General features: G+C 71.3%; 14 protein-coding genes. 10 read left to right on the forward strand and 4 right to left on the reverse strand.

From position 1 onward, the window contains the following. Positions 1 to 114: 114 nt before the first annotated feature. Positions 115 to 1,212, reverse strand: coding sequence for a septation protein SepH (gene sepH, locus ABZT14_RS25395; protein ID WP_356306824.1), 1,098 nt, complete (start codon positions 1,210 to 1,212; stop codon positions 115 to 117). A 474-nt stretch (positions 1,213 to 1,686) separates the two neighbouring features. Beyond that, a complete protein-coding gene (locus ABZT14_RS25400) occupies positions 1,687 to 3,012 on the reverse strand; it encodes a D-arabinono-1,4-lactone oxidase (RefSeq protein WP_356306827.1) in 1,326 nt (441 codons plus the stop codon). A gap of 160 nt (positions 3,013 to 3,172) precedes the next feature. Between ABZT14_RS25400 and ABZT14_RS25405 the strand changes: the two genes are divergently transcribed. Beyond that, the gene (locus ABZT14_RS25405; RefSeq protein WP_356306830.1) at positions 3,173 to 4,321 is read left to right on the forward strand and encodes a ferrochelatase; all 1,149 of its coding nucleotides are present in this window, start codon (positions 3,173 to 3,175) and stop codon (positions 4,319 to 4,321) included. Positions 4,322 to 4,381: 60 nt separating this feature from the next. After that, positions 4,382 to 5,200: an inositol monophosphatase family protein gene (locus ABZT14_RS25410; RefSeq protein WP_356306833.1), complete on the forward strand. Its 819-nt coding sequence runs from the start codon at positions 4,382 to 4,384 to the stop codon at positions 5,198 to 5,200. 97 nt (positions 5,201 to 5,297) lie between these two features. Here the strand turns inward: ABZT14_RS25410 and ABZT14_RS25415 are convergent, their stop codons facing one another. Beyond that, positions 5,298 to 5,471, reverse strand: a complete 174-nt coding sequence (locus tag ABZT14_RS25415) for a hypothetical protein (protein WP_356306836.1) — start codon at positions 5,469 to 5,471, stop codon at positions 5,298 to 5,300. A 526-nt stretch (positions 5,472 to 5,997) separates the two neighbouring features. Here ABZT14_RS25415 and ABZT14_RS25420 point away from each other — a divergent pair. The 3 genes from ABZT14_RS25420 (at position 5,998) to ABZT14_RS25430 (ending at position 8,421) form a co-directional block, all read left to right on the forward strand. After that, positions 5,998 to 6,651: a response regulator transcription factor gene (locus ABZT14_RS25420; protein ID WP_356306839.1), complete on the forward strand. Its 654-nt coding sequence runs from the start codon at positions 5,998 to 6,000 to the stop codon at positions 6,649 to 6,651. 634 nt (positions 6,652 to 7,285) lie between these two features. Continuing rightward, the gene (locus ABZT14_RS25425; RefSeq protein ID WP_356306842.1) at positions 7,286 to 7,585 is read left to right on the forward strand and encodes a DUF4193 domain-containing protein; all 300 of its coding nucleotides are present in this window, start codon (positions 7,286 to 7,288) and stop codon (positions 7,583 to 7,585) included. Next, positions 7,564 to 8,421 carry a hypothetical protein gene (locus ABZT14_RS25430; RefSeq protein WP_356306860.1) on the forward strand — a complete coding sequence of 286 codons (858 nt, stop codon included), beginning with the start codon at positions 7,564 to 7,566 and terminating at the stop codon, positions 8,419 to 8,421. Before ABZT14_RS25425 ends, ABZT14_RS25430 begins: the two co-directional genes overlap by 22 nt. A gap of 77 nt (positions 8,422 to 8,498) precedes the next feature. Here the strand turns inward: ABZT14_RS25430 and ABZT14_RS25435 are convergent, their stop codons facing one another. After that, on the reverse strand, positions 8,499 to 9,005 hold the full coding sequence (locus ABZT14_RS25435; protein WP_356306845.1) for a DUF3093 domain-containing protein: 507 nt from the start codon (positions 9,003 to 9,005) through the stop codon (positions 8,499 to 8,501). Between the two features lie 75 nt (positions 9,006 to 9,080). Between ABZT14_RS25435 and ABZT14_RS25440 the strand changes: the two genes are divergently transcribed. The 5 genes from ABZT14_RS25440 (at position 9,081) to ABZT14_RS25460 (ending at position 12,255) form a co-directional block, all read left to right on the forward strand. Further along, positions 9,081 to 9,656 (forward strand): PaaI family thioesterase, encoded by a 576-nt coding sequence (locus tag ABZT14_RS25440; RefSeq protein WP_356306863.1) that lies wholly within the window; start codon positions 9,081 to 9,083, stop codon positions 9,654 to 9,656. Further along, the gene (gene dut, locus ABZT14_RS25445; protein ID WP_356306848.1) at positions 9,653 to 10,174 is read left to right on the forward strand and encodes a dUTP diphosphatase; all 522 of its coding nucleotides are present in this window, start codon (positions 9,653 to 9,655) and stop codon (positions 10,172 to 10,174) included. Before ABZT14_RS25440 ends, dut begins: the two co-directional genes overlap by 4 nt. A 1-nt stretch (position 10,175) precedes the next feature. Then, the gene (locus tag ABZT14_RS25450) at positions 10,176 to 10,970 is read left to right on the forward strand and encodes a DUF3710 domain-containing protein (RefSeq protein ID WP_356306851.1); all 795 of its coding nucleotides are present in this window, start codon (positions 10,176 to 10,178) and stop codon (positions 10,968 to 10,970) included. 129 nt (positions 10,971 to 11,099) lie between these two features. After that, complete coding sequence (locus tag ABZT14_RS25455; RefSeq protein ID WP_356306854.1) at positions 11,100 to 11,495, forward strand: OB-fold nucleic acid binding domain-containing protein; 396 nt, start codon at positions 11,100 to 11,102, stop codon at positions 11,493 to 11,495. Position 11,496: 1 nt separating this feature from the next. Continuing rightward, the gene (locus ABZT14_RS25460) at positions 11,497 to 12,255 is read left to right on the forward strand and encodes a DUF3159 domain-containing protein (RefSeq protein WP_356306857.1); all 759 of its coding nucleotides are present in this window, start codon (positions 11,497 to 11,499) and stop codon (positions 12,253 to 12,255) included. The last annotated feature ends 103 nt before the right edge of the window (positions 12,256 to 12,358 follow it).

A 12,358-nucleotide genomic window follows, 5' to 3' on the forward strand; every position in this document is an offset into this window, starting at 1 on the left:
GCCCGGGTGCGCTCTCCGTCGAGCCGGCCGCCTCGGTGAGGGTGGTGACCGAACGCTCGTGGCCGACTCCGCACCCCACCACTCGCGTGCTTCGTGCCCGGCCGCTCGCCGGGCTCAGTCCTTCTTCCGCCTGGTGCCGAAGACGATCTCGTCCCAGCTCGGCACGGCCGCCCGGCGACCGGGGCGCACCCCGTCCGCCTCGGCCTGACGGTCGGTGTTGCCCGTCAACCGGTCCCGGTGACTGCCCACCGAGCGGGGCATCAGCACATCCGCGTACGCCGCGCCCGCGCCCGCGCTGGCGGCCGGGGCCGGGGGCTCGACCGGCTGCTCCTCCTGCTCGGGCTCGGTGTCGTCCTCGGAACCCGAGACCGCCGGGGCCTCCACCTCCGAGGAGCTGGGCACCACCAGGTCACCCCGGAAGTTGGGCACCGCCTCCAGCAGGCTGGTCAGCGAGTCCCGTTCACCACCGGCGACGGCTTCCTCGCGGTCGCCCGTACCGGCGGTGGGCTCCAACTCCGGCCGGGCGGAGGGCCGTTCGGTCCGGTCCGCCCGCTCGCGGGGGAGCCGGGCGATGCGCGGCACGAAGGGGAAGCTGGGCTCCGGGGTGTCGTCGGTCTCCCCGATGAGGGTGCGGGCCTCCTCGTCCACGGCCTGCACCAGACGGCGGGGCGGGTCGTAGGTCCAGCTCGCGGAGTGCGGCTCGCCGGCCACCCGGTAGACCAGCAGCACTTCCCAGGTGCCGTCCTCCCGGCGCCAGGAGTCCCACTGCACGGTGTCCCGGTCCGCGCCGCGCAGCAGCAGCCGCTCGGACACGGCCTCGCCCAGCTGCGGCCCGGTGTTCTCCCCGGGGCGGCGCACCGGGGTCTTCCGGGCCCGCTCGGCCATGAAGGCGCGCTCGGCGAGCACCGGACCCTCGAAGCGGCGCACCCGGTCGACGGGAATACCGGCGAGCTGGGCGACCTCCTCGGCGGTGGCGCCGGCTCTTATCCGCGCCTGGATGTCCCGGGGCCGGAGGTGGCTCTCCACCTCGATCTCGATCTGCCCAAGCCGCGCACGGTCGTTACGGACGGCGGCGCGGAGCCGCTCGTCAATGGGAAGGGTGTATTCCGTGCTGTCGGCAGCTTTGAGCACCAGACGTGTGCCGTCGTTGCTGACGGCCACGACACGCAGTTCGGGCATGGGGACCTCCCGGGTGGTGCCTGCCGACGTCACGTGCGTCGCTGCTCCCGCTAGACGAGTGTGGTCTGCCCGGGTGCAGCCTGCCACAACCTTGCCGACTTGCCCGGCGTGTCCAGCCCGGACTCCGGTCCGACGTTATGGCACGGTGACCTGTTTGTCGCCCGAGGCGACCGTACAGGCTCGTTCGCGCGGCACTCCGCCGGAAAGAGTCGAGGCCATGGCTCGTCACACTACTCCATTGGTGCCATCCGGGTAGACCGCCCCGCCACCGATTTCCGGCGCCCGTGGGGGAGTTGAGGGCTCAGGAGCCCGGGTTCGGGCCGCGGGGGCGGCGGGGAGTTTCACGAAATCCGCTGATCTGGAGGCTGTTGCTTCGCTTCTCCGGTCGTGTGTTCGGTGGCTTGGGTCCCAACAGTCCCACGGGTCACGCCAGTTGACGCCGGGGGTCAAAAGGGGCAAGCATGGCGTGTGCCGGTCAGAGGGGGAGTGTTCCGGCGAATCGTTCCCCTACTCGCCCAGCACCCGACGCAGATAGGGGTTGCCGAACAAGCGGCGCGGGTCGACCCGGTCCCGTAGCGCGGTGAACGCCCCGAACTCCGGGTACTGCCCGGCCAGGTACTCCGCGTCGCGGCTGTGCAGCTTGCCCCAGTGCGGCCGTCCCCGGTGGGCCACCATGATCCGCTCCACCTCGGAGAAGTACCGCTCGTGGGGCGTGCCCCGGTACATGTGGACCGCCACATAGGCGCTCTCCCGGCCGCTCGCCGTCGACAGCGGGATGTCGTCCGCCGGGGCGGTCCGCACCTCCACCGGGAAGCTCACGCGGTGGTCCGAACCGTTCACCACCGCCCGCACCTCCCGCAGCACGGTCGCCAGGGCCTCCCGGGGGACCGCGTACTCCATCTCCACGAAGCGCACCCGGCGCGGGCTGGTGTACACCCGGTACGGGATGTCGGTGTACGAGCGCTCGGACAGCGCCCGACTGGAGATCCGGGCCACCGACGGCACGGTCCGGGGGAAGGCCCGGCCCAGTGAACAGGCGGCCTGGAAGGCGCCGTTGGACAGCAGTTCGTCGTCCACCCAGCCCCGGACCCTGGGCAGCGGCCGGGCCGGGCCCGGGCTGCGGTTGTTGCGCTTGGTGACGCAGTTGTCGGTGTGGGGGAACCAGTAGAACTCGAAGTGCTCGTTCTCCGCGTGGAGCCGCTCGAACTCCTCCAGCACCCGGTCCAGCCCCATCGGCTCCTCCCGCGCGTGCAGCAGGAACTGCGGCTCCACGGCGAAGGTCAGCGCGCTGATCACCCCCAGGGCGCCCAGCCCCACCCGGGCGTGCCGGAACAGTTCGGCGTCCTCGGGGGAGCCGTCAGGGGAGCAGCGGCGTACCGAACCGTCGGCCAACACCAGCTCCAGGCCCCGTAGTTGGGCCGCGATCGAGGCCGACTCCCGCCCCGTTCCATGGGTACCGGTGCTCACCGCCCCGGAGACCGTCTGCATCATGATGTCGCCCATGTTGGTGAGCGACAGTCCCTCGCCGGCCAGCGCCTCGTTCAGCTGCCACAGGGGAGTGCCGGCCGCCACCGTGACCGTCCCGGCGGCCCGGTCGATCTCCGGTATCCCCCGCAGCCGGTCCAGCCGGAGCAGCACTCCCTCGCTGGCGGCGATGGTGGTGAAGGAGTGGCCGCTGCCGACGGCCTTGACCGGCAGGTCGTCCTCGGCCGCCCGGCGTACCGCCTCCGCGAGCGCCCCGGTGGAGGAGGGGAGCACCGTACGCACCGGCTCCGCCGTCACGTTGCCGGCCCAGTTCCGCCAGGTGCCCGGGGTGTCGTGCCGACCGATCATGGAAGTCCCCTCGCCGGGGGTGGACCAGTCAGCGGCGGGACCTCGCCGACCACTCAACACCGATGCTCGCCAGTCTGGAACGGGGATGATACCGATCCGCCTCCGGCCCGCACCCGTGCCCCCGTGACGTCCGGGTACCCGGGGGTGGCAGGATCGGGGTATGGACCACCCGCTCGTCCCCGCAGACCAGGCCGCCCGGGAGACCCCGTACGACGCGCTGCTGCTGTTGTCCTTCGGAGGGCCGGAGGGCCCCGACGACGTGGTGCCGTTCCTGGAGAACGTCACCCGTGGCAAGGGGATCCCCCGGGAACGGCTGGTGGAGGTCGGACAGCACTACTTCCTGTTCGACGGGGTCAGCCCGATCAACGCGCAGAACCGCGCCCTGTTGGAGGCGCTGCGTGGGGAACTGGACCGGCACGGCCCCCGGCTGCCGGTGTACTGGGGCAACCGGAACTGGGCGCCCTACCTCACCGACACCCTCCGCGACATGGTGCGGGACGGGCACCGCCGGGTGCTCACCCTCGTCACCAGCGCCTACTCCTCGTACTCCGGCTGCCGCCAGTACCGCGAGAACCTCGCCGAGGCCCTGGCCACCCTGGAGGAGGAGGGCCTCGAACCGCCGAGGGTGGACAAGCTGCGGCACTACTACAACCACCCCGGCTTCGTGGAGCCCATGGTCGACGGGGTGCTCACCGCCCTGGAGCGGTTGCCCGAGGCCGTACGGGACGGCGCCCACCTGGCGTTCACCACCCACTCCATCCCGACCGCCGCCGCCGACACCTCCGGCCCGCCCAACAGCCACGGGGACGGCGGCGCCTACGTGGCCCAGCACCTGGAGGCCGCCGAGCTGATCGCTCAGCGGGTACGGGAGCGCACCGGTGTGGACCGGCCCTGGAAGCTGGTGTACCAGTCCCGCAGCGGGCCCCCACAGATGCCCTGGCTGGAGCCGGACATCTGCGACCACCTGGAGGAACTGCACGCCGAGGGCGTGCCCGGGGCCGTGATGGTGCCGGTCGGGTTCGTGTCGGACCACATGGAGGTCCGCTACGACCTGGACACCGAGGCCCGGGCCAAGGCCGAGGAACTGGGCCTGCCGGTGGTGCGTTCGGCGACCGTGGGATGCGACCCCCGGTTCGTGGCCGGACTCCGGGAACTGGTGTGGGAGCGCTCCACCAGGGAGTTGGGCGACAGCCCGCGCCGCTGCGCGCTCGGCCGGCTGGGCGCCAGCCACGACGTGTGCCCGGTCGGCTGCTGTCCGGCGCGTGTGCCCCGGCCCGCGGTGGCCGGATCGGACAGCCCCTACGCCTGACGGGACCCTCCCGCGTCCCACCCCCACAGTGCCGCCCCGGGCGGTACCGAGAGGAGAGCCGTGACTGACCACGCACCGCCGAGCGAAGGGCTCACCACCGAACTCCTGGAGCTGGCCCGGGAGATGGCCGCCCGCGCCGGTGCCCTGTTGCGGGAGAGCCGCCCGGACGACCTGGGGGTGTCGGCCACCAAGTCCAGCCCCATCGACGTGGTGACCGAGATGGACCTGGCCTCGGAGAAGCTGATCACCTCGATGATCGCCGAGGCCCGCCCCGAGGACGGGGTGCTGGGGGAGGAGGGCGCCGAGACCAGCGGGAGCAGCGGGGTCCGCTGGGTGGTGGACCCGCTCGACGGGACCGTCAACTACCTGTACGGACTGCCCAGTTGGGCGGTGTCCCTGGCCGCCGAGTACCACGGGGAGACCGTGGTCGCGGTGGTGGCCGTCCCCTCGCGCGGGGAGACCTTCCACGCGGTACGTGGCGGGGGTGCCTGGCGGGACGGGCAGCCGGTCCACTGCCGGCCCAGCCCCCCGATGGACCAGGCGCTGATCGGTACCGGCTTCGGGTACCAGCAGCGGCGGCGCCAGGCGCAGGCAGGGGTAGTCGCCCGCCTCATCCCCCAGGTCCGGGACATCCGTCGGGCCGGAGCCGCCGCGGTCGACCTGTGCGACGTGGCCTGCGGGCGCCTGGACGGCTTCTACGAACGGGGCCTCCAGCCCTGGGACCTCGCCGCCGGCGACCTCATCGCCCGCGAGGCCGGGGCACTCACCGGAGGGCGGCCGGGGGAGCGGCCTGGCGGAGAGCTGACGGTCGCGGCCTCACCCGGGGTGTTCGAGCGACTGCAACCACTGCTGGAGGACTGGGGCGCCTGGCACGACTGAGAGCGCCCGACGGAGGGGCTCCCATCCCTCAGCCCGCAGACGAAGGGGCGGTTCCCGGGAGTGCTCCGGGAACCGCCCCTTCGTCAGTGGAACCGGCTCAGGCCGGTGTGACGTCTACCTGTACGCCGTGCTCCTGGGCGAGACGGCGGAGATCGTCGAGTTCCGCTTCCTCGATCTCAGCGAGGAAGTCGTCGCCGGTTTCCCGAGCGCGGTCCAGATCGGACTGGGTGTTCTCTATCCGCTGCAGGATGCCTGCGGTGAACGCGTCCATAGGGCGCCCCCTCCTCCTGGGTCGAAACGCGGTTGGCGATGGTCGCTCAGCGCTGTGGTCTCCATGACCGCGGTGTGGGGCCCCCTCTGCCGGTCGGCCTCCCGCCGTCGTCCCCGGGGGAGGACGCTGCGTGGTTAGCCGCCTACGAGTGACCAGGTCATGGGTGTGTGCCCTGGACTTCCCCCTCGCCCAGCTCAGAGAAACCTCAACACCGGGCAAAAATTCGGGAACTTGTGGAACCGGAGTGTGAACCCTTTCCGGCCACCCCTTCCCCCGCTGGTCACGCCCGTGTGCTCGCCCCTCATTACGGCACGCTTACGGCCCTCGAGGGCAGGATGGTCCTCCCTTCCGCCCCGGTACGAAGGGGCGCCCGGCCCACCCGGAACGGCTTCCGGGGGAGGCGTGGGCGACCCGTGCCGTCCGAGGCAGGATGGGAGACGTCAACAACGGTCACCGGGACTCCCTTCTCGTACTGGTGGCCCTACCGACCTCGGGCGCCCGGCCCGGGTACAGGAAGGACAGCGCCGTGCGCGTACTCGTCGTCGAGGACGAGCAGTTGCTCGCCGACGCCGTGGCCACCGGCCTCCGCCGCGAGGCGATGGCCGTCGACGTGGTCTACGACGGTGACGCCGCCCTGGAGCGGGTCTCCGTCAACGACTACGACGTGGTGGTCCTCGACCGTGACCTGCCGCTGGTGCACGGTGACGACGTGTGCCGGCGCATCGTGGAACTCGGCCTGCCCACCCGGGTGCTGATGCTCACCGCCTCCGGCGACGTCAGCGACCGGGTGGAGGGGCTCGAACTGGGCGCGGACGACTACCTCCCCAAGCCGTTCGCCTTCACCGAGCTGACCGCCCGGGTCCGTGCCCTGGGCAGACGGGCCACGGCACCGCTCCCGCCGGTGCTGGAGCGGGCCGGGATCCGGCTGGATCCCAACCGCAGGGAGGTGTTCCGGGACGGGCAGCAGATCCAGCTGGCGCCCAAGGAGTTCGCCGTACTGGAGGTGCTGATGCGCAGCGAGGGCAGCGTGGTCTCGGCCGAGCAGCTGTTGGAGAAGGCGTGGGACGAGAACACCGACCCCTTCACCAACGTGGTCCGGGTGACCGTGATGACCCTGCGGCGGAAGCTGGGCGAGCCCGCGGTGATCGTCACCGTGCCCGGCTCCGGCTACCGCATCTGAGGACCGGCTGAGGACCTGGACGAGGTCCGGCCCGCGGACCTGGCGGGCGGGACAACCCGAGGGCTCTCCGGGGCGTCCTGGAGTGAGAGGACGGACGGCGGGGCAGACATGGCTCCGCGTTGTCGACCGTACGGTCGGTGACCCGCACCCGGGGGTGTGGTCACCGCGCGAACACGAGAGGGAGGGGGCTCGGGATGCGGGTTGCCCTGTTCATCTGACATCATCCTGCCCGCCTACGTGGATCGGCCATCGATGTCCGTTCCTTCGGGGGCGACTTTGCGCGTGACGCAGCCGGCCCGTCGCGTTCCGTGGTGGATCTGTGATCGAAGGCACAGCCGAAATTCCAGACACCGCTCAACGTGACCGATGACGGGAAGAAATGCCGGAAAATCCAGGTTTCCCCGGGTGAGCTGCGCGGGAAGTACCCCCCGTGGCATCGCGTACCGCGCCCCGAGAACGGATCTGTTCCCGGTCGGCTGCCTCCGTGATCACCTCTTCAGGGGTCCGGTCGGATGTCGATTGAGTAACAGCCCTTGAAGTGAGGCAAAATCTCCGCCTCGGGGCGGGCACAAGTCCGGCCTCTCATGCGTTAGGGCGCTGAGACAGCACAGATACCCAGAGGGGGAGAGCAGGCATGGCGACGGATTACGACACTCCACGCAAGACTGATGACGACGTCAACGAGGACAGCATCGAGGAACTGAAGGCTCGGCGGAACGACAAGTCCGCCTCCAATGTCGACGTTGACGAGTTCGAGCAGGCCGAAGGACTGGAGCTGCCCGGCGCCGACCTGTCCAACGAGGAGCTGTCCGTCCGGGTGCTGCCGCGCCAGGCGGACGAGTTCACCTGCATGAGCTGCTTCCTGGTGCACCACCGCTCACAGTTGGCGGCCGAGAAGAACGGCGACCCGATCTGCCGCGACTGCGCGGCCTGAGCCGGGCTCAGGCTGTGTCGGCCGGACAGGACGCACAAGACGACGGGCGGGAAGCCTCCACGGAGGTCTCGCTCGCGCCGGCTCCTCCCCACCGGAGGCTGCCCCGGCTTCGCCGCCGTACCGACGACGGCGCATCGTCCGACACGGGGGACGCCCAGCAGAAGACAGAGCGGGGGAAGGTGCGTGCCTTCCTCGGCGTGGTCGCGGACCGGCTCGTGGAGACCGCACCCCGGATCCCGGTCCGTGACCTGTCGACGCTGCGGGCGCAGTTCCCCGACCTCGGTCCCGACGAGCTGGCGGACCGACTGATCACCGGCGCCACCCGTGGTTCGGCCACCGTGGGCGCTGGGGTCGGAGCCGCCGCCATGATGCCGGTACCCCCGGCCATGCCCACCGAACTGGCGGCCGAGATCGTGGGCGTCGCCTCGATCGAGATCAAGCTGATCGCCGAACTCCACGAGGTCTACGGCCACCGCCCTCCGGGCACCCTCACCGAGCGCACCTCCGCCTACCTCAGCTCCTGGACCTCCGAGCGCGGTGTGGTGTGGACGAAGCCCACCACGCTGAACGCCGCCCTGGGCGGCCAGATGAAGCGGGAGCTACGACAACGACTGGTGCGGCGCACCTTCCGCAACCTCCCCACCCTCGCCCCGTTCATGATCGGCGCGGCCGTGGGCGCCGTGATGAACCGGCGGGACACCAGAAAGCTGGCCCACAAGGTGCGTGACGACCTCCGGGAGACCGCGCGCCCCTGGCCCCCTCTGCCGGCCGTCCAGCAGCCGACCCTCCCCGGGCCCACACGGCCCGCCCTGGAGTCCCCCTCCGACCGCCCCTGAGCCTCAACGGCCCCGCCCCACGGGGTGGTTGAGCCACCGTGACGTGTGCCGGGGCCCTCTCGACCTCCGCCCGCCGCTCAGCGCGGCTCGCGCGGCTGCGCGGACTCCCGGGAGGCCTGGACGAGCGCCTTCGACAGGGCCTCGGGGCGACGGGTGGACAGGTACAGGTAGGGCGTCGGGTCCTCGGGGTCGGTCACCGGCACCCGTACCGCCGTGCGCACATAGCCCCGCAGCAGCAGGAAGGCGCGCGGATCGGCCCTGTGGGTGCGCCAGGCCAGCGCCTGCTCCTGGTCCAGCGGCTCCGGCTCGCCCAGGGCCCACAGGGGCAACCTGGCCTGGCCGGCCACCAGCGAGTCGCCCAACACCCGTACCCGTACCGCCCCGTAGACGCTCACCACGATCGAGGCCAGCACCGTGCCCAGCACCAGCGCGCCCAGCGCGGCCGGGGTTCCCAGGGGGACCAGGGACAGCGCGCACACCACGCCGATGCCGCCGGCCATCGCCCACCAGCTGCGGGGTGCGGAGAGCTGCTCCTCGTACCGGGGGGCGGCCATCGAGGGGGACGGGGAAGACTGTTCGGGCATGAGCCAAGCTTGACACGGCGCCCGTCGCCGGGAACACGCGCTGTAGGGTCGGGAGCCGTGAGACCAGCTGAACCCCTGTCCCCGCGAGTGACCCCGCCCGCCGACGCCACCGCGCCCGTGCGGCACCCCAGTGCTCCCGCGCCCGGCGAACCCATCGGCTCCCACTACGAGCAGTGCTTCGGCTGTGGGAACGACCAGGCGCAGGGCCTCCAACTGCGCGCCTACGCCGGCGAGGGCGTCGAGGTCACGGCCGAGTTCACCGTCAAGCCGGCCCACCAGGGAGCGCCCGGCCTGGCCCACGGAGGAGTGCTGGCCACCGCGCTGGACGAGACCCTGGGCTCCCTGAACTGGCTGATGCACGTCATCTCCGTGACCGGCCGACTGGAGACCGACTTCCTGCGTCCGGTGCCGGTCGACACGGTGCTGTACCTGACGGCCAGGGCGACCGCCCGCAGCGGCCGGAAGATCTACTGCCAGGCGGAGGGGCGCATCGGCGGACCGGACGGCCCTCTGGCGGTACGGGCGGACGGGCTGTTCATCGAGGTGAAGGTGGAGCACTTCATCGACAACGGCCGTGACGAGGAGATCGAGGCCGCCATGGCCGACCCCGACCAGGTACGCAGGGCCCGGGCCTTCGAGGTGAACCCATGACCCCACAGCCAGTCGACGTGCTGATCCAGCGCCTGGACCCCGAGGTGCCGCTGCCCGCCTACGCCCACCCCGGAGACGCCGGCTGCGACCTGGTCACCACCGAGGCCGCCGAGCTGGCGCCGGGGGAGCGGACCCTGTTGCCCACCGGCCTGGCCCTGGCCCTGCCCGACGGGTACGCCGCCTTCGTCCATCCCCGGTCCGGGCTCGCCCTGCGGTGCGGAGTGGCCCTCCCGAACGCTCCCGGGACGGTGGACGCCGGGTACCGTGGGGAGATCAAGGTGATCGTGGCCAACCTCGACCCGCACACCACCGTGCGCTTCGAACGCTTCGACCGGATCGCCCAACTCGTCGTTCAGCGGGTCGAGAGGCTTCGCCTCCACGAGGTGGCGCAGCTGCCCGGCTCGGCACGCTCCACGGGAGGGTTCGGGTCTACCGGAGGCCATTCGGCACCGCACACAGGGGACAACCAGTACGCTGCGGTCGAGGCTCGCATGGGCCAAGACCTGAAGGGACAGTGACGTGTTCGGACGTCGTCGCAAGAAGAACGAAGAGGTCGAGACCGCGGCCTCGGACGACTTCGAGACGGAGGAGGAGTCGGCCGAGGAGTCCACGGAGGCCACCGCCGAGGACACCGACGCCGAGGAGCCCAAGGAACGGGTGAAGCTTCCCCCGGCCCCGAGGCCCGACGGTCCCTGGGACATCGACGAGGTGAAGGACGCCAGCACCGGGCGGGTCAACCTCGGTGGGATCTACGTTCCCGGAGTCGAGGGCATGGAACTGCGGGTGGAGGTCGCCGGTGACTCCATCGTCGCGGCCACCGTGGTGCTCCAGGACAGCGCCATCCAGCTCCAGGCGTTCGCCGCCCCCAAGCGGGAGGGCATCTGGGACGAGGTCCGCGAGGAGATCGCCGCCGGGATCACCCAGCAGGGCGGCGTCATCGACGAGACCGAGGGCTCGCTGGGCTGGGAGCTTCGCGCACAGGTGCCGGTCCAACTCCCCGACGGAACCGGCGGGGTACAGGTCGTGCGGTTCGTCGGCGTGGACGGCAAGCGCTGGTTCCTGCGCGGGGTGATCTCCGGCCAGGGCGCGGTGCGCCCCGAGACCGGCACCCTGCTGGAGCAGATCTTCCGCGACACCGTGGTGGTGCGCGGTGACGCCCCGATGGCTCCGCGTGACCCCATCGTCCTCCAGCTGCCGGACGACGCCCAGATGGTGCCCGACGGAGTGCAGCAGGAGACCGTCGAGGAGGGCTCCCGGTTCGCCGGAGGCATCGACAAGTTGCAGCGCGGTCCGGAGATCACCGAGGTCCGCTGAGGCGGACCGTCACGGCGGGTGACGACGCGAGACCCTGTGAGGGGGGCCACCGACGGTCACCGTCGGTGGCCCCCCTCACATCGGTACGGGAAGGTGAGACCCCGGCCGGGCAACGGTTACGCTGACCGTATGAGTGCCATCAGCTCCTCGGGCAAGCCCGTGGGCCGCCTACGGCGGCTGGTGGAACGCTGGTCCGCCGAGATGAACCCGCGTGCCGCCGCCTCCCTTGAGGAGGCCCAGCCGACCGGCTGTACCCGGATCTCCGAGTGCGGCGACCGGCAGGTCGTTCACGTCACCGGCACTCTGCGGGAGGTCGCCCTCCGGCCCCGCGCGGGGGTGCCCGCGTTGGAGGCCGAGCTGTTCGACGGTTCCGCCGCACTGGACGTGGTCTGGCTGGGGCGCCGTGAGATCGCCGGCATAGAACCGGGCCGTAAGCTCATCGCCTCCGGGCGGATCGCCATGAACCACGGCCGGCCGGTGCTGTTCAACCCCAAGTACGAGCTGCGACCCCTTGGACAGGAGTAGCGTGACGTCCCACGACAAGACCGCTCCCGAAGGTCGGGGCGCCGACCCCGAGAACCGGGACGAGTCGCCGGAGGACAGCAGGGCGGTCACCGAGGCCGCCCTCTTCGAGGCTTTCGGTGGCGTACGCGGACTGGTGGAGACCACCGTTCCCGGGCTGGTCTTCATCGGCATCTACACCGTCAACAAGGACATCCACCTGGCGGCCATCGCCGCGCTGGTCCTGTCCGGGGTGCTGGCCCTGTCCCGCCTGGTCCAACGGGCCACCCTCAAGCACGCGTTCAGCGGCGTCTTCGGGGTGGCCTTCGGTGTGCTGTTCGCGATGATGACCGGCAACGCCAAGGACTTCTACCTGCCCGGGATGCTCTACACCCTGGGGCTCGCCGTCGCCTACCTGGCCACCGCCGCAGCCGGAGTGCCCTTGCTGGGGCTGGTGTTGGGGCCGGTGTTCAAGGAGAACATGTCCTGGCGTACCCGTAACCCGGGGCGCAAGGAGGCGTACACCAAGGCCAGTTACGCCTGGGGCTCCATCCTGATGGCCAAGTGCCTCATCCTCTTCCCCCTCTACTTCTGGGGGGACCCGACGGAGTTCGGCTGGGTGTCGGTGGCCCTGAAGGTCCCGCCGTTCCTGCTGGCCGTCTACCTCACCTGGGTGTTCCTCGCCAAGGCCCCGCCACCCATCAACGTGATCGCCGAGATGGAGGCCGAGGAGCAGCGCGAGGCCGAGGCCAGGGCGGCCCGCGAGGCCCCGCAGGCCGACTGAGGTCCCGTCAGAGGGGGCGGTGACGGGTCGACCCGTCACCGCCCCCCCAGGGTAACCAAAAGCGGCGGGCGGACGCCCCAAACCCCAAGGGGGGGGGGTAGGG

It is taken from the genome of Streptomyces sp. NPDC005438 (assembly GCF_040606315.1).
GTDB lineage: Bacteria > Actinomycetota > Actinomycetes > Streptomycetales > Streptomycetaceae > Streptomyces.

Excerpts from the sequence above, each read along its gene's own strand:
- ABZT14_RS25400 (WP_356306827.1), bottom strand. The coding sequence starts at position 3,012 with ATGATCGGTCGGCACGACACCCCGGGCACCTGGCGGAACTGGGCCGGC.
- ABZT14_RS25405 (WP_356306830.1), top strand. The coding sequence starts at position 3,173 with ATGGACCACCCGCTCGTCCCCGCAGACCAGGCCGCCCGGGAGACCCCG.
- ABZT14_RS25415 (WP_356306836.1), bottom strand. The coding sequence starts at position 5,471 with ATGGACGCGTTCACCGCAGGCATCCTGCAGCGGATAGAGAACACCCAG.
- ABZT14_RS25425 (WP_356306842.1), top strand. The coding sequence starts at position 7,286 with ATGGCGACGGATTACGACACTCCACGCAAGACTGATGACGACGTCAAC.
- ABZT14_RS25435 (WP_356306845.1), bottom strand. The coding sequence starts at position 9,005 with ATGCCCGAACAGTCTTCCCCGTCCCCCTCGATGGCCGCCCCCCGGTAC.
- dut (WP_356306848.1), top strand. The coding sequence starts at position 9,653 with ATGACCCCACAGCCAGTCGACGTGCTGATCCAGCGCCTGGACCCCGAG.
- ABZT14_RS25455 (WP_356306854.1), top strand. The coding sequence starts at position 11,100 with ATGAGTGCCATCAGCTCCTCGGGCAAGCCCGTGGGCCGCCTACGGCGG.